This is a genomic window from Exiguobacterium sp. s80 (assembly GCF_018618725.1).
GTDB classification, from domain to species: domain Bacteria; phylum Bacillota; class Bacilli; order Exiguobacteriales; family Exiguobacteriaceae; genus Exiguobacterium_A; species Exiguobacterium_A oxidotolerans.
Genome location: NZ_JACSMP010000001.1, coordinates 1,001,638 through 1,024,356 on the forward strand (window position 1 = coordinate 1,001,638; position 22,719 = coordinate 1,024,356).

Consider the following 22,719-nt stretch of genomic DNA (forward strand, 5'->3'; position numbering starts at 1 on the left):
TTGACCTTCAATTCATTCCTCTGTTTCTTATTCCGTGCTTTGGGAATCCTCTTTTTTGTCCGTCTTTTCTTTATCGGATTGTTTTTTCTTATCATTTTCTTTTGCTTTTTCATCCGTTGATTGTGTAGAGACTGACTCATCCGTTGCCGGTTCGTCCGTTGCCGGTTCATCCGTCGCTGGTTCATCCGTTGCCGGTTCGTCCGTTGCCGGTTCATCGGTCGTCGGTTCGTCCGTTGCCGGTTCATCGGTCGTCGGTTCGTCTGTCGTCGGTTCATCCGTTGCCGGTTCATCTGTTGCCGGTTCATCTGTTGCCGGTTCATCCGTCGTCGGTTCATCCGTCACTGGTTCCTCAGTCTCTGGTTCAGCGACTGTGACTGACGTCGCAACAGGACCTGACTCTTCTCCTGATGCTTTCGCGACGAGTGTGAACTCTGTTCGTCCTGGTTTTAGACCATTGATACCAATTCGATTCGTCGAACTCGTCCCAAGAACCGATGTATTGCCATCCGGATCTTTCATCGATACTTCAAATGTTACGCTATCGTATCCGTTCGTCCGCAACGCTGAATCGTTGTAATTCCAAGTCAGCTCACCTGACTGCGCTTCTTCATCGTAAGAAGCTTGCAATCCAGTCGGAGCTGGTACGGCCTTTTTTTCGACGACCGGCTCCTTCGTTCCTTTCACATACAGTTCGTCACCGATACTGAGGACCGAGCTTGGTTGTTCGAACGGCGCTGGTGTCCGGTCACGTGTTTTGGTCACAAAATCTTTCCATAGGTTTTGTGCCATTCTACTCTCGGTTTGCCCTTCGAGGCCGATCCCGTTATTATTTCCAGATGTCGTCGTTCCTGTCCAAACACTAATGGAGACATCAGAAGTATAACCAACGAACCAAACATCCTTATAGGCATTCGTCGTTCCGGTTTTTCCTGCTGCATCAAATGAAAGTCCAGCCGTCGGGAACGTACCGCCCGGCTTCAGAACATCACGAAGCATGTCCGTCAACATATAGGCTGTATAGTCTTCCATCGCTTTTTTCGATTTGATTGGTGATTTGATTTTTGATCCATCACTGTACTCAATTGACTTGATGATGTGTGGCTCCACATAATCGCCACCGTTTCCGAGTGTCGCATAAGCGCCCGCCATCTCAGTCGTGTTGAATCCGTGTTTCATCCCACCGATTGCGTACGCTGGAGAAATTGATTCATCTTTTTCTAATGCCAAACCAGATTTAGCAGCAAACGATTCGACCGCATCGCCACCAATCTCTTGGAACGTTTGGATTGCCGGCGTATTGGCTGAAATCTTCAACCAGTTTCGAATCGTGTTTGTTCCTTTGTAACCGTCGTAATAGTTTTGAATCGTCTTGCCGTTAATCTTCGTTTCTTGGTCCGTGATTTGTTTTGCTGTCGACCATTTTTCATTTTCAATCGCTGGACCATACGCGAAGAAGGGTTTCGCAGAAGAACCCGGTTGGTGCGGTTCATTCGCGTAGTTACGGCGTGCCGTGTCTTCCCCTGGATTTTTTCCATCGACGACGGCTAAGACTTCACCCGTTTTTGTGTTGACGGCAGAGGCCGCAGCTTCGGCATAATCTGGTAATTGTACGACTTTGTCTTCTTTAATGGCTTCATTCATATAATCATGCATCGGTTTATCAATCGATGTATAAATTTTGAGTCCTTGGCCATAGATGTCTTTTCCTTCAAGACCAAAGACATCTTCTAATTCTTTTGAGACCATATCAAAGATGACGCTATCGTACGAAGCATCTGTCGTCGATTTTGGAGCGGGATCAATCAATTTAGAAATCGGTTGATCGACTCCTTGGTCACGTTGTTTTTGCGTGATGACGCCTGTCGTCAACATCGCATCTAATACTTGTGTTTGACGCCCCTTCGTTAACTTCGGATCCCCTTTAATCGGGTCATATGCTGTCGGACGCTGTGGCAATCCGGCAAGCATCGCTGCTTCTGCATAATCTAATTTATCGACTGTCTTATTGAAATAGGCTTTTGAAGCCGTCTGAATTCCGAACGAATTCTGACCATAGTAGTTTTTATTCAAGTACATTTCTAAAATTTGATCTTTCGTGTAGTCTTGTTCTAGACGAATCGCTAACCACTGTTCTTGTACTTTCCGTGTGATTGTTTTTTCAGAACTTAAAAACGATTGTTTGATGACCTGTTGCGTGATTGTTGATGCCCCTTCCGAGCCGAATCCATCGGTGATGTTCGCGATGATCGCTCCACCGAGACGACGGAAGTCAATCCCTTTGTGTTGGTAAAAACGTCGATCTTCAATCGCGATGAAGGCGTCTTTGACGACTTCAGGAACTTCTTTAATCGAGACGTACTCGCGACTCGTTCCACCCTGTTTGATTTCCTCTTTGTTGCTCGCATAAATTTTCAGCGGGAGCGCATCCCGTAGTTTCGTCTCATCGAGTTCCGGAGCAGTGGCAATCGCATACGCAGCAAACCCACCTCCGACAAGCATCATGATGATGAATAAGCCGGTTGCAATCATTAATAGCTTTTTAAAAAGTGGACCTTTTCCAGATCCACCTGAACCACCGGACTTCTTTTTTTTCGGACGTTTCGTCCGATTCGATTTTTTAGTTGACGTCTTCGTTTCTTCACGACGTGCGACACGACTTCTTTCCATATGCTATCCTTCTCCTTCAATCCGTAAGTTTCTCAAGTGAAATATAATTCGTCCACTGCTTCGAGATAATCAATCGCAGGGAACGCACCTGTCTTGATTTTTATACCATGTTGCTCGATTTGGTCGAGCGGAATTGATTTACGACCCGTTTCCAATTGCTCCCACCAAGGGAACACGTGCTCGACTGAAAGCACATATTGCACATTATACATACTGAATCGAATGATGACAAAACAAATTCCTCCATGTGCTACGCATTGTCGCATGTGTTCGATTTGGTGGGGGTGGAAGTTCTTGAGTGGAAAAGAGGTTTTATGATTCGTTTCCTTCGCTTCAAAATCAATATATTTCCCCCGATAGACACCATTATAATCGGTCGTCGACGGTTGTTTGAAATAGGCTTCTTTCACGACAGCCGCAGAACGTTTCGGGTAATCGACTTGAACGATTTGAAGGGGGGTTGGCTTCTTGTGAATAATTGCCCGATTATGCGTCAAGTAAAACGTATTGCTTTCATTAATCAATTTTTCAAGCTTCATCCCCCGATTAGAAAATGTCGATGCATTCGCCCGTGGGTTTTTCATCGTCGTTCCATGAGGTTCGAGAGGCTTTTGAAATTTTTTACCGTTCGGATAATTCAAAACGATTCCCCTCCTATCGCGTTTATTGTACCATGATATGTGATTGTATCGTATCGGCCGAGAGGAGTAGTTAAAAACAAATGACAATTGAACCGTTACTTCAAGAAATCGAAAAAATTTATCAAGCAGGACGCGCCGGAACAGAATATGACTTCAACGAAGATGTCATTCCGTTCGTCGAACAAGCAGACGTGCTCATCGCTGACTGGCAACGCAACGCGCAGAACAGCCCTTATTTACGCCCGGCGATGGTCGAAAGTGCCGTCGATCAACTGAAACAACTATCAGTCCAGGCGTTCCAACCAAAAACAAGTTTAAAACGTTTCAATGAAACGATTAAGTCTGTTCGCTATATCGATCAACTGATGCAGTGATTTCTCTCACTTCAGGTTTTACTTTTTTTAGCAGGAAATCTTGGTATACTTGTCGTACACAGTATAGTGTGGGAGACAGTTACAACTGGTCCTGTAGAACCGCGCGAGGAGGAATCTGATTGGCAACACCTAAATCGAATTCGCGCCATGAATCAAAAATGATTCCTAGAGCGTCGAACAACACTGCGAAAAAATACGTCATGTTCGTCGATGAGACGGTGATTCGTCACACTCCTACTATATAATAGGAAGATACGTGATGCCTTTGGTTTTTGATGGTGTTGTCCTATCGTTTTCTGATATATCTTTAAGGTGAAATTGAGTGTGTAATCGAAGAAATTCATCATAGTGTGAAATGAGGTGTGCAATTTAAAATTGCACACCTCATTGCGTTTCTAAGTGAATTATACGTGGTAAATACTCATAAATTAGTGAATGTGCAGCTGCTCGTCGTGGGAACGGGAGGTTGGCAAGTGATGAAAATATTATTAATGGGAGATAATCAATTAGCAATCACTGGGGACATGTTCGAGATCAAACGGGTGATGGAACAATTGACGACCGGAAACCAAGTTGACTTATTGCTGCGCACGGAATGCATGACCAAAATAAATGTCGTATTGTCCCGTACTAAAGAAGCATCCGTTCCAATATATGAACAATTAGTGCTTAATCTGGATTAACCACCATACAACGGGAAAGGGGAAGATCCCCTTTCGCGTTCGCCCGATTCAACTTCAATCGTAGGACCGCTAGATCTCCCCCAGATTCCCTTATGGGAAATCTAAATTATATCATTAATTATCCATATTTACCCACATTAAAAAAGTTGTATTTCCCCAGTTTTTTCTTTACTTTTGTAAGTAGATTGAAAATTTAAGGGGTGTATTAAATGAATGAGTGGTTCAAAGGGTTTTTAGAGTTATTAGCTGCATTCGGTACGTTATTGGCAGCACTTTCTGCTAGAAAATCGGCAAAAATCAGTAACATACAGTTAAATAATCAAATTGAGGAAAAGAGACGTATCGATAGACCACGGTTAGTGCCCTTAAACCACGTGATTTCTACAGAAATTTCAAGTTTTTTTACTGACTGGCAAACAAATGAAGATAGAGAGATACGAAAATTTGAAGAAGATAACGAAATGAGTCGTTTTTATGTACCGTTAATTAATACTGGAAATACACATGCTTTTGATGTAAGGTGCTCATTCAAGTTACAACGGGGGATATACGCATTTCAGGAAAATTATGAATCAGAGCGGGTTAAGTTAGAACGTCCTGATGGTAGTTCTACACAAGATGAAGATTATTTTGAATTTAATGTTACTACAATTTTCCCAGGTTATAATCAGAGAAATGAAACACAAAATGTTAAAGTTGAATCTTGCACTCAATTTTTCCCATTAATACAAAATGATAAAAGTAGCAAAATTTATATGCCTAAATTTTTTATTATCCTTAACAATATTTATTTAAAAGAATATTTAAATCCACCAGTCACATTTCATAAATACAAGGTAATACTTACAATACATTACAAGGATCAAATTGAAACTGAACATACTGATCGGTACTTGATGGTCCTGAGCAATAAACAAATCTCTTACAACGAATCAATTTTTAATACATGGACTGATTTCAAATACATTGAACTTTCAAAATAAAAAAGCCTACCCACTAAGGTAGGCTTTAATCAAAACAAAATATTCCAGGTAGCTAGTCCGACAACGCCGTCTGCATCGAGTTTCTTACGTTTCTGGTACGCCACAACAGCTTTTTCAGTGGCCATGTCGTACTTTCCAGTTACGGAAGCTCCAACAGCCCGCTGGATACGCTCGATGTCCTTTTTAATCATGCCTTTTGCCCCTTTGTACAGTGGGTTACCCGGATATGGGACGATTGCTTTCCCGTCACCTTGCGCCTGCTTCGGTTTAGCTGCAGGTTTTGAAGCTGGTGCGGATCCGAGTACTTTATCCGTGCCATACCCTTTGTATTCGTACTGAAGGTGCGGCGAATCGATAAATGTTTCATCACGTTGGCTACCGTCCGAGTCCCAGTCCCCTCCCCATGTGAATCCGAGACGCTGTGCTTCCTTGATCGCTTTTTGGATATTCGCGGCATTGTAACCACCCCACAATGCTTTGCCGTCCTTGACCGGTACGAAATCAAGTGCCTGGCCAACGATATGATACGAGTACATCGTCTGTGATGCACCAGACGCTACGTTGGCTTTTTGTTCCGCTACCGTGCGACGTGCATCGTACACCAGTACTTCAATCCCGTTCTTAACGAGATACTCGTACCATTTGAGTGCGAATCGTTTTGTGTTGGGAGCCAGTTCACTTAAAGTTGCGCGGTTTCGTTTATCGTAATACATTATTTTGCCTCCTTTTGTTTTTCATCAGACTTTACTTCTGCAATACTTACTTCACTCGAAATCGGCGTAACTTGTTCTTCTTCCGCTGCTGCATTCTCGATGATTGAATCAATCGTGCGCGGTTGTTTCTCTTCTTGGAGCTGCGTCAATACATCGATAAGCTGTTGCGGCAACGGGACACCAAGCAGTGCAAAGTTTTCGGTGACGGACAATGCTTCTCGTGCGATGTAGTAATAGAGGACAAGCGTCCGCATGATCGGTAATCCGTTATTGACCAGTTCGTCGACCAGCACCGCAATGATGACCACAATAAAAACGACGCCCTTTCGGACGCCGCCCCAAAACATGACATCGAAATTAACTTTCTTCAACTTATAAGCTGCCAAGAAGCCGCTCATGTAATCGACTACCATAAGAACCACTAAAATCTTCAGCGCAGTATCCCACCCTCCCATCAATGCTGTTATGACTGTTCCAATAACAGCAATTGCCCCTTCGAATAGATAATGAGTCTTCAATTCAACCACTCGCTTTCTTCTGTACAATTTTGAAAAATAAAAAAACGTCTTCATTTCTGACGTTTCCAAATAGTGAACATTTAATTAAATAATCGGGTTTTGCGGGGTTGCTAAGATTGCATCCACTTCTTCTTGTGTCAACCGCTTCACTTCGACTTGATACTGGATATAGGCTTCATCAACACGACGTTCTTTCCACATTTTTAAAGCAAAGTTATACATAAGGCTCATTATCCTCTCTCCTTTTGGTTTCAATTAATCTATGTCAAAACGGCATAGTCAGAATGACGATCATGTCTTGTGTACCACCATTTGTAAGGACGGGATGTTTCATCCCACCCTTGCAGTGACGACTGACTGCCTTATGAGGTTCTTTGTATCCGAGTACTTTTGCGACATCAGAGGCGACGAATAATGGAATCTTGTTCTTCTGAATCATTCGAATTTCGTTACCTTCAAAAATTTTTGTGAGTTGATTCATAATTTTTCCTCCTAATTTCGGGTATAAAAAACAGTAAATCAAAAAATATTATTTTTTAGTTGCTTTTACGCAACCTTCATTCAAAAAAATTTGTTGCTCCACATCTTTTTCCATTCCTAAAAGATTAATTACTCTAAAAATTTCTGTAGCCGTGAATTCTGTTTTACCTGATTCTTTTCTATAGTAAGTTAAGGTATTAACTTCTAATTCTTTGGCTACATCACTACGAGTGAGTTTGCTTTTCTTTCTTCTAAACTCAATAAGAGCAAGAAAGGCATCGTTCATACTATCCCTCCTTTCTGTTGCGTATTTGCTACCCTAAAACCAAATATAAGCTATATGTTGCTTAAACGCAACTATAAGTTTTCACATTTTCCTTTTTTGCATTGCATATATGCAACAATAGTTGATATGTCGGTTATACTATTTGTGAAGTCGTATTATTTAATTTACTAAATGGCGGTGATGTATAAATGAAAAATTCTTCAACAACATTTACAGATAGATTTGAAGAAGAAATGAAGAGAAGCGGTCTATCTAAAGCTACGATTGCAGATAAAATCGGAGTTAGTAAATCTACAATCACAAGGTATGCAGATGGATCAATGGGACCTAATGCATCTTCGATAGCTAAACTCTCATTGCTATTTGGTTGTAGTGCAGACTATCTACTTGGTTTGACTTCGAAACGAAATGCTTCTGCTGATCCTATCATGAAAGAATCAGATGTTCATTATGAAGCAGATGATCGTGTCAGAAAACTGCTTAAACTTACCGATGAAGAGCTAGAAAGTCTGTCTCGCAAACAGATAGAAGAAATTTATGCGTTTATCGAATTCCAAATCGAAAGAAGCAAAAAGGCGGCTGAATGATTTCAGTCGCCTTTTTCATACTCAATTTTTATTGTCTCCCATTTATCTCTATCGAATACTTCATCCAGTGTGAAGACCATTCGAATAGTTAGTCCATCTTTCCTTACAGTCACTTGTCGCTCTTTTAATAACATTGATTCGTTTGATTTTAAATTGAGCGTTGACTTCATACGCAAAATGAACCCTCCAAATGCGAACTAGCGTTCTGTATGTTATTTTTTCAGTATGCCTTATGCAAGCCTTATTTTCAAGTATCACCCTGTTCTTTACAATCTCAACGATTCGACATTTTATGACATTTGCAATTTATTTATAAATCTGTTTTTCAAAATAGTGAAACGTGACTGATACAGATTTTTGTCGAACACTTTTTTATTTACTTAGATTAGAATTGTCGAAACCTGTCGGACGGTTGTTGTCAAACCTTCCCTTTTTCTTAAAAGGAAAGACTTTCATGCATCTTAAAATTGGTAAAATGAAGGGGAATGTATATTAAGGGAGGAAAAATTATGTCTACAAGTCGTCCGTTCCCACTAAATGAACTCGATCGACTTCATCCAAATGGATTCGTAACGTTAGGTAAAGCAAAATCTGCTACATATAGTGAACCCTTCTACGTTGTTGCCACTGAAAAAGAAGGGCTTTATTTTTACGTTCGTCATCAACAATCCGTTGAACTTTTAGTTTACTATCATTGGAATCAGATTCCCGATGAATTATTTAAAAGTGATCGTAAAAATGATCGTACCTATCGGCATAAAAAGACTGTTATCCTGACTATTTTTATCGGCGATGACGAAGGTAAAGAGGTTGCGAAGCTAATCGAACGTCGCAAGAAGATCTTGTTGCTTGTCCGTCCATGGTATAGAAAAATCCCGGGCTATCGAAGCGGCACCGTTTGGAAGATGCTTCTTGCTTCCCTCGTCTACTTCTCATTACTATCTGGAATGGTTGATGGCGATGACGATAAAGCTCAGCCAGTGAAAACAGAGCAAATCAATACAATAAAAGCAGAAGACACTGAAGATAAAGAAATAGCTGATGACGAAAAGGCCCAACAAGAAGCTGCTGAAAAAGAAAAAGCAGAAAAAGAACGTGAACGCAAAGAAGAACTAGCTGCTCAAAAGAAAGCCGAAGAAAAGGAAGCTGCCAAACAAGCCGCGGCGAAAAAGGCAGAGGAGAAAAGAGCCGCTGAACTTGCTGCACAAAAAGAAGCAGACAAGAAAGCGGAAGAAGAACGTATTGCACAAGAAGAAGAAGCCGCTGCTGCAGAAGCTGTCGAGACAGATTTTGCGAATTGTACAGATCTCAGAACCGTTTATCCCGATGGTGTTCCGAGTACTCATCCCGCTTATCAAGATAAGATGGACCGGGATAACGATGCTTTTGCGTGTGAACAAAGCTAAGAATTTGTTACCAGCAAGCCAATGATGATTCACAAAATGGAGGGAACTAAACTTGTACGAGACAATACTAGAGCTATTAAACGTTGGAGGAGAAACAAGAAATATTGAATTTAAAAAAAGCTATGATTGGGCAGACCCTAAACACAAAGCAAAGATTGTAAAATGCATTCTTTCTATGAGTAATACAAAAGACGGCGGCTATTTAGTTCTAGGCATTGATGACAATAAAACACTACAAGAAGAAAAACTCTGCGGAATGGACTTAGAACACTATAAAAAAATTAACTATGATGATGTTGTAGTACAAGTAAATAAGTTTGCAGACCCTCCTATATCATTTCAAATGCATCCCGTTGAAGAGAAAGGAACAAATTTTTGGTTATTCAGAATACCAGAATTCGAAGAAATACCGATTATTTGTAAGAAAAATGGTGATGAAAACTTGACCGAGGGCGCTATTTTTTCTCGTTCTAAGTCAAAACCAGAGTCTGCAATCATTAGATCTCAGTCTGAAATGAGAGAATTAATTAATACAGCAATAAATAAAGGAATAAAGGAATTCTATACAAGAGTACGAGATAGTGGATTACAAATAACTGATGATAACTCTTCAAGTAAGTATGAAGCTGAGTTAGATGGAATCGAGAACAACGAAATATTCAGCATTATTCAGAAAGCTGGTTACTGGAAAATCACAATTAAACCAACACACTATAAAGAAAATAGAATAAATACTTTATCTGAATGTGCAAATCGACTGTATAAAAATAAGTTAAGTCTTAGAGGATGGGACTTTCCACATATTTCGACTCTTGAAAATGGAAATAGATTTGTACAAACGTCAGAGAAATTTATGCATTATAATGAATTTTTCAGATTTTTTAAGAGCGGGCAATTCGTGTATTATAAAGCAATGTACGAAGAATCAATGGAGGATTACTATCAATCTAAAGTCAATGGAAAGGGCTTAGAAATAATAAGCACCCTTCTATTATTCACTGAGATATTTGAATTTGCTTCTCGGATGTTTGCTCAAGAAGATATGGGAAGTCATATTACTGTAAATATCGAAGCATTCGATATTAAAGATCGTCAATTGTTTTTCTACGATGCAAGAGCTCTATATACTCAATATGTTTCCAAACTTGAAGATAAAATCGAAATTAAAAAAGATATGAGTATCGAACAGTTGATTACAGAGAGTTCAGAGTTGGCAATTAAGGCCTCTAATGATTTTTTCGAAATATTTAATTTAGATACGAATACTGAAATTTTTAATGGAGTCTTTAAAGAGGAACAAGAAAAGCTTTTATCCGGAAGAATTTAAACACCTCGATGGTGTAAACGCGTTTTTAGATAAAATCATTCAAGCACCCTCGCTGGTGCTTTTTTTTCTAAAAAATTGTATAAAAAAGCTTGGTTGAAAAGGGACCACACCCTGTTCTACCAAGCCCCAACTAATTTTCACTTATTGTTTCAACATAGGAATATCTTGAGAACTTTCTTCAGGCTGTTCGTATTTAATTAATGTATTTTTATTTGAGTGTTCATCCTTTACATAATCAGTAATCGTCCTTCTTTCAATTGTTGCTGAAATTTTACTTGGAACATAAAACTTCAAGTTATTATCATTTATTCTTTTTATGACTTCTTTGGAGATCTTACCTGTAATAGTAGGTTCTACTATAATTTCTTTGTCATCAGACTTAACGTCTTCAATTCTAAAGCGGTTCCGTTGCATGCTTACCATCGTTAAATTTCCACTAATAGTAAACGTTTCAGTCATTTCGCTACTTTGTTCTTCCAAAATCTTATCCAAAATCTCAATATTTTGATATGCATCTTCTCTAAACGAAACGTTTTTGAAGACTTCGTTCTGCTCATCTTTAGCTTCGACTATAAATGAGTACTTTTTATCCGATATCGTTTTTAAAAATGTCTTAACGTGCTTTACCGTCTCAACAGAGTATGACTCGTCAATGTATATTTGATCATTAATATCCTGGGTCGTTCCATTCGATACGTCATCAATTAAATGCATAAAATCAAGAACCGCTTCCTCAGAAGTATTGAAGATGTCTATGTTGTTGGGATCAATCATCATAGTAACTCCAAACGAAGAAGCTTCGAGTGCAAGTAAGTTTAGATGAATCGATTGTTCATTTTTTTGATCAATCAACTTACTGATATTATGCGTTGCTAAGCTATCTAAAGAACTTTGAAATTTCCCCATTACGTTATTAAAATAACTTAGTTCAATGTCGTGTTTGTTTGTGCGATCTTTTAAAACTAATTTAAAAGATTTTAAATTAGTCACTTTTTCGGTTATTTTTTCGATTGGTTGATCCTCAAGGTAATCATAATCTACAAAATAATTTTCACTTGGAAAAGATTTTGGCTTAAAATTCTCTTTTGTAATCAATTCTGCAATCAATTCTTTTTCTAAATTTTCTTCGTGTATATCAAAGCATAGATGATATAGTCGTTCGTTAGTTCTAAGCTTATTTAAAAACTCTAAAACTCCCGTTTGTTGATTAACTAATTTTCGATATTCTTTTTTCGTGATTCTTGCTACCAACCACTTATCTACACCATTCTTAACTTCATTTACATAGTGATGCATATACAATTCACTTTTAGAAGACTCTGCCACATAAAACATTGGAAAATCATAATACTCGAAAATTATTATAGGATTTAAGTCTTTAAATTCTCTATAGTTTTTTATCATCTCCCCACTTCCTCTTTTCTTGTAAATTCTTCAAACATTTTTACTCCATGGAATACCCATAAATTTAAATGTTGCCTTTTAGTTTTATGTACTCCCGCATTTTCGCGTATATTTCCTTTTAATATTGTCGCAGATTCGAATTTTTCTGGAAACCTAATTCTCATTTCCGCTACTTTTTTGTCAGTAGTGAAAAATGATAAAGCTATCGCTTCACATAATCGGTCTTTTGTATAAAATAAATTTCTTTTTAAGTGGTTATCAAAGTCTAATTCTTGAGGATCTGCTTCTTCTAAAAATCTAAATACATTCTCAACATCTTCACTTTTAGCAGTCGCTGGAGGACATTTTTCGGGCATTGACTCTTCGTTTATATATTTCATATTATTCCCCACCTTTTTTACATATCAATCCCCCATCGGCTTATGATGACAAAAAGTTAATAGAAATCCGAGAAAAATACTTTTTTTTACATATTTATATATAAAACACAAACAAGCGCTCTTGTTTTACATATATTATACAAAGTTTATTAATCACCTTACATCTATAAAATAAAAGATCGTAACCTATACACTTAAAGTTTTGATAAGATTGATGAAACGATTCCTTTTATTTTTGGAGGAAGGAGCAATTGAGATGACGAATATAAAAAAGAATGCCACTACGGGGAAATGGGAAGCCAGGATCAGTCTTGGATTCGATGAACGAGGCAAACGGATCCAGAAGTATAAACGAGCGGATACGAAACGGGAATTGGAGTATTGGATGGCCAACTTACTCAAGGAACGCGAGGACGGGTCCATCAAGCGGCAAAAGTCTCAGATGACGGTAGCAGATCTGATTGCGGTCTATTATGAACGTCGTGCTCCGCAGCTCGCGAAAGCGACGCTTTACAACCGCCGAAAAATATCGTCACTGTTAGAAATCGAACTGGGGAAAATGAAGCTCGAGAACGTCCGGACGCATCATCTATCGGATGTCTTGACGAAGCATGCTGAGCTACGGGAATGGAGTGCAAACAGTTATAACACGATGATGCAGCAAGTTCGTGCCTTCTTCCGTTATGCGGTCGAAATGGAGTACCTTCGGGAAGATCCGAGTAACGGACTTGCTCAGGACCGACGTCGGGCTGTCAAGAACCATCAGGTCTGGTCGAAACAAGAATGTGAACTATTCATCCAGACGCATGAGAAGGAACTGCGTGCCCTTCCCATCATCCTGATCTTGCATACCGGGATGCGCATCGGTGAAGTCATTACCTTACGTTGGTCTGACATCGATTTTGAGCAACAGACGATCCTCGTCAAGCGCTCCATTGCGGACCATAACCGCTCGGCCTTCGAAAACGAGAAAGCTCCTAAAAACGGCCGTTCTCGCCTCATCGTGTTGAACGAGACCGCTATCGATTACCTCAAGAGCATGAAACGGCTACAATCTGCTCATCAGCTAAGCCATGGATATCGGAATGATAGTGACTACGTCTGCTTGAATACGATGGGAAGACCTTTAGGGACCAGCATCACACACCGGGCGTTCAACTGGCTGTCGGAGCTCGCCGGCGTACCACGAATCCGGATTCACGATCTACGTCATACGCATGCCACCCTGTTGCTCGAACAAGGGGTGCATCCGAAAGTCGTCCAGGAAAGATTAGGTCATGCAAGTTATGCAATAACCATGGATTTATATAGCCATGTCAGTGTAAAGTTGCATAAAGAGGCAGCCGATGTGCTCGTTTTCAATAAAAGTGTGCAATAAATGTGCAATTGGAGGAGATTCTGTTGAACAAAAGAGAACCAAAAAACGTGAAAAACGTTGATGTCAAAGGATTTCCTAGGGCTACAAACACCACGGCGAAAAAATACGTCATGTTCGTCGATGAGACGGGGACACCTAAAGGGAATACGCAATTTAATTTGACAGGTGTCTTGATGGAATACAAATATGCCATCGATTCGGACGAAACGGGTGAACCGAGCCCTTTACGGAAACGCTTGATGGAATTTAAGTCGAGTGTGTTTGAAGATCCACACATTCCACTCCATTTAAAAGAAATTTTAAAGGCGGAGCATCCTTACGGCAAAGAAGACGGGATCACGATTGATATGTTACGTCATTTTTGGGTCGCATTACCTGACTTCCTAGTCGATATCGACTGTACGATTGTCAGTGTCGAAGTCGATAAACAGAAGCTGCAAGATTTTTATTCGACACCAAAAGATCCTTACGTCGTCGCCTTTGCCCACTTGATGAAATCTTTTTACGCTTTTTTAGAGGAGACGGAAGCGACGAGTGCTCGTGTCGTCCTCGAAAGTCGTGATGATTATCAAAACTTATTAATTCAAAAAGCGTTCTTCGATATCTTTAACTCGGGGACGGTCCACCTTGACGTCGAAAAAAGTCGTCAAAAAATTAAAGGCTTCATCTTTGCTGAAAAGGATAGCGACCTCTACCAATCCGGTCTTGAGATTGCTGACCTCGTCTGTCTTCCCCTTTCACGCGTACGTCGTGGCGTGATTGAGGTGAAACCACGGTTTGTCCATTACGGGGACGAAAACCGAATCTTTAAAGCAATCAAAGAAAAAATTTACATTCGTCGCGATAGTCCCGATCAAGATTTCCGAAACTGGGGATTCAAAAAAGTTCCGATCACGAAAAAGCGTCGGGAATGGTCCGATACGCCTTGGAATGGTTAAACATACGCGCGTATGATGGACAAGAGACATTTTATTTCACACGAATAAAGGATAGCACGCTTCCGGGGTTTCTTCCGGAAACGCGCTATCCTTTTTTTGCTTTCAAGCATCATTTAAATAATTCTTCGTTAATCGACAGGGATGATTGTCCCTTTCGTCCGTTTTTTTCCTTCCCGACACATGTCGAGTAATGGGCATTCAAGGCAGTGCGGACGTTGCGCCTTGCAGTGATACCGTCCGAAAAAAATGAATTGATGATGAAGCTTCGACCAGCGTTCCCGCTTGAATCGTTTCATCAACGTCGCTTCGACTTGTGTGACATTATCTTTCCAGCGACAGATACCGAGGCGTTTCGAGACCCGTTCGACATGCGTATCGACTGCGAATGCCGGGACATCGAATGCAACCGATAACACGACGTTCGCTGTTTTTCGCCCGACGCCGGGTAACGCTTCGAGTCCGGCGCGGTCCGTTGGTACTTCGCCTTCATGCAACGTGATGAGGCGTTCCGCGAGTGCTTTGATATTTTTCGCTTTATTGCGATAGAGACCGAGTCGTTTGATTTTCTCTTCGATGGCAGCGACCGGTGCAGTGGCTAGGTCGCTTGGCGTCGGATACGCGGCAAACAATCCCGGCGTGACTTGATTGACGAGCACGTCCGTCGCTTGCGCACTCAAGGCGACGGCGACGACGAGTTCAAACGGATTTTTATGAATCAGTTCACAAAAAGCGTCCGGAAACATCTCTTCGAGGGTCAATTCAATCCGGTCGATTTCAGCTACTCGTAACATGATTCACCCTCCTCTCGTCGCAAGATCTTCGAGTGTTTTAATACCCTCGCGTTCCCACGTCCGCAAAATTTGATTGATATAGGTCATCTTCCGGACGTTATGGTAGACGGCTTCGCGAAGCGCAGCAAGGACTAGCTCTTCCGCGATGTTTTCAATCGTCAGCCACTGAATGATTTGTTCCATTTGAAACGGCGACATCATTCCGAGTTCCCGCTCAAATTGTTGGAAGACCGATGGATTGATCGTATCGAAATTCGGCGCCTCTTGTTCCGGTGGTGCCATTAATTTTTCATAGAGTGGAACTAACGAATAGCGTTCCGATCCGGCGACGTTTTCCATCGCCAGCAACCCCTTCTGTAACAAACCGAGCGTCGTCTCAATCGTTTCCGTCTCGGACAGCCCGAGACGATTGCTCAATTCTTCCGGTGAAGGCATCTCCATCCCTTCCGCACGGCAAGCGAACAGTTGACCGATTAACGTAAACTCGACGAAGCTGATTCCAAGCCGCTTCGCTTCCGTGAACAATCGTTTCGGAAGCACGACGGTCCCTTCTTCGAAAAGTTGGATTAAATTATGATTCATGACACTTCCTCGATTCTTTAGTCTAAGCAAGAAATCGACCCGTCTAAACGATGGGTCGATTTCAGTCTAAATTACGGATACAACCGGTTGAGTAGACGTGGGAATGGAATCGTCTCCCGAACGTGCTCGACGCCCGTGATCCAAGCGACAGTCCGTTCAAGTCCTAAACCAAAGCCACTGTGCGGTACTGAACCATACTTGCGTGTTTCAAGATACCATTTATAGGCGCCTGTCTCATCCAAGTTATGTTCTTTCATATCAGCAAGCAGTTTGTCGTAATCTTCTTCACGTTGCGAACCACCGACGATTTCGCCGTATCCTTCCGGTGCAATCAAGTCGTCACACAGAACGAATCCCGGGTTTTCCGGATCTTCTTTCATGTAGAACGGTTTGATGGCTTTCGGCCAGTGCGTGATGAAGACCGGGCGGGCAAAACTATTTGCGATTGCTGTTTCATGTGGTGCACCAAAATCATCTCCGAATTCGATGTCATCGAATCCTTGCTCTTTCAACATATCGATTGCTTCCGTATACCGGACGCGTGGGAATGGTGCTTGAATCGTTTCAAGAACCGTCAAGTCACGCCCGAGCAACTCGAGTTCCGCTTTACAGTTCTTCAAGGCGGACTGAACGAGATGCGAGACATAGTTTTCTTGGACTTCGAGGTTCATCTCGTGGTCGTAGAACGCCATCTCCGGCTCCATCATCCAAAACTCAATCAAGTGGCGACGTGTTTTTGATTTTTCAGCACGGAATGTCGGACCGAATGAAAAGACTTTCCCGAGCGCCATCGCTGCCGCTTCCATGTAGAGTTGACCCGATTGTGACAAGTATGCATCTTCGTCGAAGTATTTCGTCTGGAACAATTCGGTTGTTCCTTCCGGTGCACTGCCCGTCAAGATTGGTGGGTCGACTTTGATGAACCCTTCTTGGTTAAAGAACTCATATGTCGCACGGATCAATTCATTTCGAACGACCATGACGGCATGCTGGCGTTTTGACCGCAACCAGAGGTGACGGTTATCCATCAAGAAATCTGTTCCATGTGCTTTTGGTGTAATCGGGTAGTCGATTGCTTCATGGATGATTTCGATTGACGTGATCTCCATCTCATGACCAAGTGCTGTCCGCTCACCATCTGATTTGATGACTCCCGTCACCCAAAGTGATGATTCTTGCGTTAGACCTTTCGCTGTTTTGAATAAGTCTTCTCCGACCGTTTCTTTGACGACGACACCTTGCATAAAGCCGGAACCGTCACGTAACTGAAGGAAGGCGATTTTACCGCTTGAACGTTTGTTCGCTAACCAACAGCCAATCGTGATTTCCTCTCCCACATGTTTTGCTACATCTCGAATCATTGCTTTCAAAAGTCAACATCCTCTCTAAGTTAAACGGCTGTACGAGCCGCGATAAATCCTTCAATCCGATCGAGCGCTTCTAGGACACGCTTCGGGTCTGTTGCGTACGATAGACGTACATATTCCGGCGCACCAAATCCTGAACCTGGAATCAAGGCTACTTTTGCTTCTGACAAGACAGCTGTACACCAGTCATCGACGTTTGCATAACCACACATCTTCGCTGCCTCTAAGGCATGTGGGAACAAGTAGAAGGCACCTTCCGGCTTCAAGCACGTCAAACCAGGAATCTGAATCAACCGATCGTAAATTTGTTCGAGCCGTTCTTCGAACACGACACGCATCGCTTCGACCGGGGCATCCCCTTCTTCGTAGGCCGCGACAGAAGCAGCTTGCGCGATTGACGTCGGGTTCGACGTCGAATGGCTCGCAAGGTTTGTCATTGCGCCGATGATTGCTTTCGGTCCGATCGCATAACCAATCCGCCAGCCCGTCATCGCATGCGATTTCGAGACACCATTGATGATGATTGTCCGTTCCCGCATTCCTGGAAGTGTCGCAATCGATAAGTGCGTCACACCGTTATACAGTAATTTCTCATAAATTTCATCGCTGATGACGAGAATGTCATGTTGAATCGCCATCTCTGCTACCATCTCTAACTCTTCTTTCGTGTAGACCATACCTGTCGGGTTCGAAGGTGAGTTCAAGACGATTGCTTTCGTTTTCGGTGTGATGTGTTGCTCGAGCAACTCACGTGTCACCTTGAAACGTGACGCTTCCGTCGTCTCTAAAACGACCGGTACGCCGTCACTCAACTTGATTTGCTCAGGGTAGCTGACCCAGTACGGAGCAGGAACGATGACTTCATCTTCCGGGTCGAGAATGGCTTGGAAGAGTGTCGATAAAGCATGTTTCGCACCAGACGCAACCATGACTTCCGAGCGATCATACGATACCCATAAATCGCGACGTGTCTTCTCGATAATCGCGTCTTTCAACGCAACCGTTCCGCCTGAAGGCGTATACTTTGTATCGCCTGCTTCTGCTGCCGCAAACGCCGCTTGAATGATGAACTCCGGCGTGTTGAAATCCGGTTCACCAGCCCCAAGACCGATGATATCTTGACCGGATGCCCGCAGTTCCTTCGCTTTCGCCGTGATGGCAAGCGTTGTAGAAGGCGTCAATTGTTGTACGCGTTTTGATAACATGTCGCACACTCCTTTTAGTTAATCCGTAGTCGTTTGATGAAAGATCCCTCTTGATACGTATAGTACGAATATTCATAGCCCGTCTCGGTTTCCGCGACGATCTCAATTAAGGCGCGATCTTCGAAACCATATTTCGTGGAAACGATTTTTCCTTGATCTCCACTTTGACGAATGACTTCATCCACCTTAATGCCGTCTTTAACCGGGCGTGTCTCAATCTTACCTTTTGACGGGACAAAAGCGCGTAACGCCTCTCCCTCTTTTTTAATCGAGAAGACGGTGTACTGGTCTTTTCCGTTAAAGACATTTTCGAATGTCACGGCGTCCGGGGCCATTTCTTGTGTTAAACGTTTTTCTGCCCGCTTGACGACTTCTTGTTCTCGCCCCTTTGCTTCACCAACCGTTAACTGGTAGATTCCTGTACCGATTAGCGTAATCAAAAGAACGACCGAAATCAAACCGATGGCGATTTTCCACTTCATGTGCGGTAGATGGTGAAGACCATCTGCTCCTTGTCTTTCTCATCTAGAGCTAAACCAAACATTAAGTCCTCCGTTTTTAACGTGCGATTCAATAAGTCTACGATTTTGTACGTATCGTCATGGCGATTGACCTTGACCGTTGCGAGTGTCTCGATTTTCGAATCCATCTTATATCCTCCCTCATTTTTCTTAACCTATTATAATGCGATAATGGTTATTTTAATAGACTCAATCCGTATCATTCAAGAACAATTCGAGTTCTGCCGTCAATTCTTGAAGTGGTTTTGATAAAACAGGCACATTTGGCAAACTTGAAACAAAACGTTTTCCGTAACGTGTCGTCTCAATTCGACGGTCAAACACGAACACGACACCACGGTCATTCGTCGTTCGAATCAAACGACCGAACCCTTGTTTAAAACGAATGATCGCTTGCGGTAAGCTGTATTCAAAAAACGAAGATTTACCTTGTTGTTCGATTTGTTCCGATCGTGCCTGAACGATCGGTTGGTCAGGCGGTGCGAAGGGTAGACGAACGATGACAAGACAACTTAAGTCGTCACCCGGAACATCGATCCCTTCCCAAAAACTCGCAGTCCCAAAAAGAATGCAGGCATCGAGTTGCTTAAACTGTTTCATCAAGCGCTGCCGGGATCCTTGTGTGATTCCTTGCGACAGCAACGTAAATCGTGCCGGAAGTGCCTGCTTCGTCGCATCATGCGTTTGTCGCAACATGTCATTGGATGTGAACAAAACGAGCATCCGCCCTTCCGTCACTTCAGCGATTTCGATGATTACTTCCGCAATCGTTTCGGCATATTTCGCAGGTGGGACGTCCTGCAGTAACGGCAAGTCCGTCGGAACCATCAGCCGGACTTTTTCCGCGTACCCGAATGGTGACGGGACAATGAACCGCCGTGTCTCGAGTTCGCTTAAACCAAGCCGCTTTTCAATGAATTGAAACTTATTCGAGACCGTCAACGTCGCGGATGTCAAAATGCTCGTCCGTTTCGAGAAAACATCCCGGTATAAGCGTTCTGAAATATCGATTGGTTGCGTATAAATCCGTGTCAACTTCCGATTTTTTGCAGTCGTCTCAATCCAGGATACTGTTTCATCATGAGGCGCGAGCATCGTCTCAAAAATCGCATTCTCGACATCCTCGATTTGACCAATCACGGATTTGAGATCCGCGACGACGGACCGTTCCCGGTAACTCATGTGTTCGCGTTGATCGTGGAATAATTTATGAATCGCCCGAATCGCTTGTCGTAATCGACGTAAGACCAATTCGACCCGTTTCGCACTTTCCTGAACGGCCCGCATCGAATGATCGAGTCGTTTGAAGCGGACCGTGACACGTCCTTCCCGTCGCTCTTTCCGGGAAGAGAGATCAAGTCCATAGGCTTGGATGATCATCAACAGGTTATCTGCCTCTTCGATTAGCTCCGTCATCGTCTCATCAATCACTTCACTATGTGCTTCGACCATCTCCGTCAAATCAAACTGATCGGAGAGGTTGACGAGACGTGTCAACAATTTTTTATCCGCGGAGAATCCGAGTTGTCTAAAAATCCGGTCGAATGAATGCCCGTCGAAGACGAGTCCGAAATGGTGGCTCGCGACTTCCTCGATTTGATGGGCCTCATCTAAAATCAACGGACAGCCTTTCGGTAAGACACCCGCCTCATACTGAATATCACTAAACAATAAGGCGTGGTTCGTGACGATGATCGTCGCGTCCTTCGCTCTACGGACGGCATGTTGGAAAAAGTCACGGCTAAACCACGGATCGAATCGCCCGAGTTGCGACTGGCTATCCGACTGGATCAACTGTTTGATGGCGATGTTCCCTTGTGCTGCTCCACCGGGAAGACTGACTTCTTCCAAGTCTCCCGTCGTCGTTTCAGTCAACCAAACGAGCAATGTTGCTTTCGCTAACGTAAAATTATACGGTTCTTCTGTTTCATTCAGGAAAAACTCGAATTTACGTAAATCAATATAATTGTTCCGCCCTTTGAGCAATGTAATGTCGACTGGGGCATCGAACAGTTGACGCAACAGCGGTAAATCACGGGCGAACAGTTGCTCTTGCAGTTGAATCGTATGTGTACTGACGATAATCGGCGTCTCGTGTTCAATCGCATAATGTGTCGCCGGAACAAGATAGCCAAGAGATTTTCCGGTACCCGTCCCAGCTTCGACGAGCAATGGTACTTCTTGATCAAGTGATTGATAGACATGGCGCATCATCTCAAGTTGACCGGTTCGTTGCTCATAGCCCCTGAACAGCTTCGGAAAGATCTCTTGATTCAAGTGATCAACGAACGGTCCGAATGGCTGGAGTTCCGACCGGTACGGCATCAGTTCCGGATCAAGACGTTTTTTCAGCGCAATCTTTCGGAACGAATCGAACCGATCGTCTGTCTCGATGCCGACGGCTTGAATCGCAAAATCAATCTCTTCTTCCATCGCGCTGAATAATTTTGGGGCTAAGCGACGCAACTGTTTTAATGTATCGAGCGGTAGCTCGCGAAGTCGACTTAACAGTTCGAGTAATAATTCTGCCGTCGCTTCTGCATCGCTGCCCGCCCGGTGAGCTTCTTGATGCGTCAACTGTAAACTTTCCGTCAGGTGCGATAAGGAGTGACTCTCTGCCGTCGGTAATAGAATCCGTGCCAGTTCGACCGTATCGATGACGGGACCCGTGTACGGTAAGTAGCCTTCTTCTTCAAGCGCTTCATTTAAAAATGTTAAATCGAATTGGACATTGTGCGCGACAAACACTCCGCCATCTAACATCGAGAGGACGCGCGGTGCAATGACATCAAATGTGTCTGCGTCCCTTACATCTAAATCGGATATTCCTGTCAATTGCGAGATGAACGGCGGAATCGGATTTTTCGGTCGAACGAAAGCCGACAGACGTTCCGTCACTTGCCCTTGTTCGACGACCGCTACGCCGATTTCAATCATCTCATCTCCAGCTTTAATCGAATGACCTGTCGTCTCTAGGTCGATCACCACATACTTCTTCTCCACGACTTATCTCCACCTTTAACCATCCATCTGTTACGTATCGAACTTCTCATGTTTCATCTTAACAAAAATAGAGACCCGAATGTGTTCCGGGTCTCTGAATTTCATAAGATCGTATGCGCGATTTCTTGAGAAAGCATCTGTTTGATGTTATTCGTTTCATCGAGAACAGCCACCTTCGGCTCGTGAACGAGGATTTCTTCATTCGTCAATTGTGCATATGCCATGATGATGACTTCGTCTCCAACTTGGAAATGGCGAGCTGCCGCACCATTTAAACAAATGACACCGGAGCCACGTTCACCCTTGATCGCATATGTTTCGATTCGGGCACCGTTTTGATTGTTCGTCACTTGAACTTTTTCATTTTCAAAGATTCCGACCGCATCAAGCAAATCTTCATCAACCGTGATGGAACCAACGTAATGGAGGTTCGCCTCCGTCACTCGAGCTTTGTGTAGTTTAGCGTGCATGAATGTCCGTAACAT

Annotated in this window: 26 protein-coding genes; 9 read left to right on the forward strand and 17 right to left on the reverse strand. The window is 42.8% G+C overall.

The annotated features are described in order from the left end of the window. Positions 1-27: 27 nt before the first annotated feature. Complete coding sequence (locus tag KNP94_RS05320) at positions 28-2,667, reverse strand: transglycosylase domain-containing protein (RefSeq protein WP_215115390.1); 2,640 nt, start codon at positions 2,665-2,667, stop codon at positions 28-30. A gap of 32 nt (positions 2,668-2,699) precedes the next feature. After that, entirely contained in the window at positions 2,700-3,314 is a 615-nt protein-coding gene (recU, locus tag KNP94_RS05325) for a Holliday junction resolvase RecU (protein ID WP_029330591.1), read from the reverse strand. 74 nt (positions 3,315-3,388) lie between these two features. Between recU and KNP94_RS05330 the strand changes: the two genes are divergently transcribed. The 4 genes from KNP94_RS05330 to KNP94_RS05340 all read left to right on the forward strand — a co-directional run bounded on the left by KNP94_RS05330 (position 3,389) and on the right by KNP94_RS05340 (position 5,348). Beyond that, the gene (locus tag KNP94_RS05330; protein WP_029330594.1) at positions 3,389-3,682 is read left to right on the forward strand and encodes a DUF1798 family protein; all 294 of its coding nucleotides are present in this window, start codon (positions 3,389-3,391) and stop codon (positions 3,680-3,682) included. A gap of 119 nt (positions 3,683-3,801) precedes the next feature. After that, entirely contained in the window at positions 3,802-3,927 is a 126-nt protein-coding gene (locus tag KNP94_RS16055) for a hypothetical protein (RefSeq protein ID WP_256442567.1), read from the forward strand. A gap of 231 nt (positions 3,928-4,158) precedes the next feature. Then, a complete protein-coding gene (locus KNP94_RS05335; protein ID WP_215115391.1) occupies positions 4,159-4,365 on the forward strand; it encodes a hypothetical protein in 207 nt (68 codons plus the stop codon). Between the two features lie 209 nt (positions 4,366-4,574). Beyond that, a complete protein-coding gene (locus tag KNP94_RS05340; protein ID WP_215115392.1) occupies positions 4,575-5,348 on the forward strand; it encodes a hypothetical protein in 774 nt (257 codons plus the stop codon). A 29-nt stretch (positions 5,349-5,377) separates the two neighbouring features. Here the strand turns inward: KNP94_RS05340 and KNP94_RS05345 are convergent, their stop codons facing one another. The 5 genes from KNP94_RS05345 to KNP94_RS05365 all read right to left on the reverse strand — a co-directional run bounded on the left by KNP94_RS05345 (position 5,378) and on the right by KNP94_RS05365 (position 7,345). After that, the gene (locus KNP94_RS05345) at positions 5,378-6,061 is read right to left on the reverse strand and encodes a peptidoglycan-binding protein (protein ID WP_215115393.1); all 684 of its coding nucleotides are present in this window, start codon (positions 6,059-6,061) and stop codon (positions 5,378-5,380) included. Then, positions 6,061-6,588 (reverse strand): phage holin family protein, encoded by a 528-nt coding sequence (locus tag KNP94_RS05350; protein ID WP_371816003.1) that lies wholly within the window; start codon positions 6,586-6,588, stop codon positions 6,061-6,063. Before KNP94_RS05350 ends, KNP94_RS05345 begins: the two co-directional genes overlap by 1 nt. Before the next feature lie 75 nt (positions 6,589-6,663). Next, positions 6,664-6,810: a hypothetical protein gene (locus tag KNP94_RS05355; protein ID WP_215115461.1), complete on the reverse strand. Its 147-nt coding sequence runs from the start codon at positions 6,808-6,810 to the stop codon at positions 6,664-6,666. 34 nt (positions 6,811-6,844) lie between these two features. Further along, positions 6,845-7,060, reverse strand: coding sequence for a BRO-N domain-containing protein (locus tag KNP94_RS05360; protein ID WP_215115395.1), 216 nt, complete (start codon positions 7,058-7,060; stop codon positions 6,845-6,847). Positions 7,061-7,108: 48 nt separating this feature from the next. After that, positions 7,109-7,345 carry a helix-turn-helix domain-containing protein gene (locus tag KNP94_RS05365; RefSeq protein ID WP_215115396.1) on the reverse strand — a complete coding sequence of 79 codons (237 nt, stop codon included), beginning with the start codon at positions 7,343-7,345 and terminating at the stop codon, positions 7,109-7,111. Positions 7,346-7,533: 188 nt separating this feature from the next. On the opposite strand from KNP94_RS05365, the gene KNP94_RS05370 reads away from it, so the two are divergent. From KNP94_RS05370 to KNP94_RS05380, 3 genes are all read left to right on the forward strand, one after another. Next, positions 7,534-7,932 carry a helix-turn-helix domain-containing protein gene (locus KNP94_RS05370; RefSeq protein ID WP_215115397.1) on the forward strand — a complete coding sequence of 133 codons (399 nt, stop codon included), beginning with the start codon at positions 7,534-7,536 and terminating at the stop codon, positions 7,930-7,932. Between the two features lie 509 nt (positions 7,933-8,441). Next, entirely contained in the window at positions 8,442-9,338 is an 897-nt protein-coding gene (locus KNP94_RS05375) for an excalibur calcium-binding domain-containing protein (RefSeq protein ID WP_215115398.1), read from the forward strand. A gap of 52 nt (positions 9,339-9,390) precedes the next feature. Beyond that, a complete protein-coding gene (locus KNP94_RS05380; RefSeq protein ID WP_215115399.1) occupies positions 9,391-10,665 on the forward strand; it encodes an AlbA family DNA-binding domain-containing protein in 1,275 nt (424 codons plus the stop codon). A gap of 141 nt (positions 10,666-10,806) precedes the next feature. On the opposite strand, the gene KNP94_RS05385 is transcribed toward KNP94_RS05380, so the two are convergent. Continuing rightward, positions 10,807-12,069 (reverse strand): hypothetical protein, encoded by a 1,263-nt coding sequence (locus KNP94_RS05385; RefSeq protein WP_215115400.1) that lies wholly within the window; start codon positions 12,067-12,069, stop codon positions 10,807-10,809. After that, the gene (locus KNP94_RS05390; RefSeq protein ID WP_215115401.1) at positions 12,066-12,449 is read right to left on the reverse strand and encodes a hypothetical protein; all 384 of its coding nucleotides are present in this window, start codon (positions 12,447-12,449) and stop codon (positions 12,066-12,068) included. Before KNP94_RS05390 ends, KNP94_RS05385 begins: the two co-directional genes overlap by 4 nt. Positions 12,450-12,705: 256 nt before the next feature. Here KNP94_RS05390 and KNP94_RS05395 point away from each other — a divergent pair, with 256 nt between their 5' ends. Then, positions 12,706-13,827: a site-specific integrase gene (locus KNP94_RS05395; RefSeq protein ID WP_215115402.1), complete on the forward strand. Its 1,122-nt coding sequence runs from the start codon at positions 12,706-12,708 to the stop codon at positions 13,825-13,827. Positions 13,828-13,874: 47 nt separating this feature from the next. Continuing rightward, positions 13,875-14,765 carry a DUF3800 domain-containing protein gene (locus KNP94_RS05400; protein ID WP_371816004.1) on the forward strand — a complete coding sequence of 297 codons (891 nt, stop codon included), beginning with the start codon at positions 13,875-13,877 and terminating at the stop codon, positions 14,763-14,765. A 128-nt stretch (positions 14,766-14,893) separates the two neighbouring features. On the opposite strand, the gene nth is transcribed toward KNP94_RS05400, so the two are convergent. The 8 genes from nth to panD all read right to left on the reverse strand — a co-directional run bounded on the left by nth (position 14,894) and on the right by panD (position 22,719). Then, a complete protein-coding gene (gene nth, locus KNP94_RS05405; RefSeq protein WP_088837310.1) occupies positions 14,894-15,556 on the reverse strand; it encodes an endonuclease III in 663 nt (220 codons plus the stop codon). A gap of 3 nt (positions 15,557-15,559) precedes the next feature. Further along, entirely contained in the window at positions 15,560-16,138 is a 579-nt protein-coding gene (locus KNP94_RS05410; protein ID WP_029330601.1) for a DnaD domain-containing protein, read from the reverse strand. 71 nt (positions 16,139-16,209) lie between these two features. Next, positions 16,210-17,499 (reverse strand): asparagine--tRNA ligase, encoded by a 1,290-nt coding sequence (asnS, locus tag KNP94_RS05415; protein WP_152638933.1) that lies wholly within the window; start codon positions 17,497-17,499, stop codon positions 16,210-16,212. Positions 17,500-17,528: 29 nt separating this feature from the next. Beyond that, the gene (locus KNP94_RS05420) at positions 17,529-18,710 is read right to left on the reverse strand and encodes a pyridoxal phosphate-dependent aminotransferase (protein ID WP_215115404.1); all 1,182 of its coding nucleotides are present in this window, start codon (positions 18,708-18,710) and stop codon (positions 17,529-17,531) included. Between the two features lie 14 nt (positions 18,711-18,724). Beyond that, positions 18,725-19,192, reverse strand: coding sequence for a hypothetical protein (locus tag KNP94_RS05425; protein ID WP_215115405.1), 468 nt, complete (start codon positions 19,190-19,192; stop codon positions 18,725-18,727). Next, entirely contained in the window at positions 19,189-19,359 is a 171-nt protein-coding gene (locus KNP94_RS05430; RefSeq protein WP_012370646.1) for a YpmA family protein, read from the reverse strand. The genes KNP94_RS05425 and KNP94_RS05430 overlap by 4 nt, the downstream gene beginning before the upstream one ends. Before the next feature lie 61 nt (positions 19,360-19,420). Further along, positions 19,421-22,234, reverse strand: a complete 2,814-nt coding sequence (gene dinG / locus KNP94_RS05435; RefSeq protein ID WP_215115406.1) for an ATP-dependent DNA helicase DinG — start codon at positions 22,232-22,234, stop codon at positions 19,421-19,423. 101 nt (positions 22,235-22,335) lie between these two features. After that, on the reverse strand, positions 22,336-22,719 hold the full coding sequence (gene panD / locus KNP94_RS05440) for an aspartate 1-decarboxylase (RefSeq protein ID WP_215115407.1): 384 nt from the start codon (positions 22,717-22,719) through the stop codon (positions 22,336-22,338).

What these genes read in the sequence shown, in the direction of transcription:
- KNP94_RS05320 (WP_215115390.1), bottom strand. Translation starts at nt 2,667, where the DNA reads ATGGAAAGAAGTCGTGTCGCACGTCGTGAAGAAACGAAGACGTCAACT.
- KNP94_RS05330 (WP_029330594.1), top strand. Translation starts at nt 3,389, where the DNA reads ATGACAATTGAACCGTTACTTCAAGAAATCGAAAAAATTTATCAAGCA.
- KNP94_RS05335 (WP_215115391.1), top strand. Translation starts at nt 4,159, where the DNA reads ATGAAAATATTATTAATGGGAGATAATCAATTAGCAATCACTGGGGAC.
- KNP94_RS05340 (WP_215115392.1), top strand. Translation starts at nt 4,575, where the DNA reads ATGAATGAGTGGTTCAAAGGGTTTTTAGAGTTATTAGCTGCATTCGGT.
- KNP94_RS05345 (WP_215115393.1), bottom strand. Translation starts at nt 6,061, where the DNA reads ATGTATTACGATAAACGAAACCGCGCAACTTTAAGTGAACTGGCTCCC.
- KNP94_RS05355 (WP_215115461.1), bottom strand. Translation starts at nt 6,810, where the DNA reads ATGAGCCTTATGTATAACTTTGCTTTAAAAATGTGGAAAGAACGTCGT.
- KNP94_RS05360 (WP_215115395.1), bottom strand. Translation starts at nt 7,060, where the DNA reads ATGAATCAACTCACAAAAATTTTTGAAGGTAACGAAATTCGAATGATT.
- KNP94_RS05365 (WP_215115396.1), bottom strand. Translation starts at nt 7,345, where the DNA reads ATGAACGATGCCTTTCTTGCTCTTATTGAGTTTAGAAGAAAGAAAAGC.
- KNP94_RS05370 (WP_215115397.1), top strand. Translation starts at nt 7,534, where the DNA reads ATGAAAAATTCTTCAACAACATTTACAGATAGATTTGAAGAAGAAATG.
- KNP94_RS05375 (WP_215115398.1), top strand. Translation starts at nt 8,442, where the DNA reads ATGTCTACAAGTCGTCCGTTCCCACTAAATGAACTCGATCGACTTCAT.
- KNP94_RS05385 (WP_215115400.1), bottom strand. Translation starts at nt 12,069, where the DNA reads ATGATAAAAAACTATAGAGAATTTAAAGACTTAAATCCTATAATAATT.
- KNP94_RS05390 (WP_215115401.1), bottom strand. Translation starts at nt 12,449, where the DNA reads ATGAAATATATAAACGAAGAGTCAATGCCCGAAAAATGTCCTCCAGCG.
- KNP94_RS05395 (WP_215115402.1), top strand. Translation starts at nt 12,706, where the DNA reads ATGACGAATATAAAAAAGAATGCCACTACGGGGAAATGGGAAGCCAGG.
- nth (WP_088837310.1), bottom strand. Translation starts at nt 15,556, where the DNA reads ATGTTACGAGTAGCTGAAATCGACCGGATTGAATTGACCCTCGAAGAG.
- KNP94_RS05410 (WP_029330601.1), bottom strand. Translation starts at nt 16,138, where the DNA reads ATGAATCATAATTTAATCCAACTTTTCGAAGAAGGGACCGTCGTGCTT.
- asnS (WP_152638933.1), bottom strand. Translation starts at nt 17,499, where the DNA reads ATGATTCGAGATGTAGCAAAACATGTGGGAGAGGAAATCACGATTGGC.
- KNP94_RS05420 (WP_215115404.1), bottom strand. Translation starts at nt 18,710, where the DNA reads ATGTTATCAAAACGCGTACAACAATTGACGCCTTCTACAACGCTTGCC.
- KNP94_RS05425 (WP_215115405.1), bottom strand. Translation starts at nt 19,192, where the DNA reads ATGAAGTGGAAAATCGCCATCGGTTTGATTTCGGTCGTTCTTTTGATT.
- KNP94_RS05430 (WP_012370646.1), bottom strand. Translation starts at nt 19,359, where the DNA reads ATGGATTCGAAAATCGAGACACTCGCAACGGTCAAGGTCAATCGCCAT.
- panD (WP_215115407.1), bottom strand. Translation starts at nt 22,719, where the DNA reads ATGTTACGGACATTCATGCACGCTAAACTACACAAAGCTCGAGTGACG.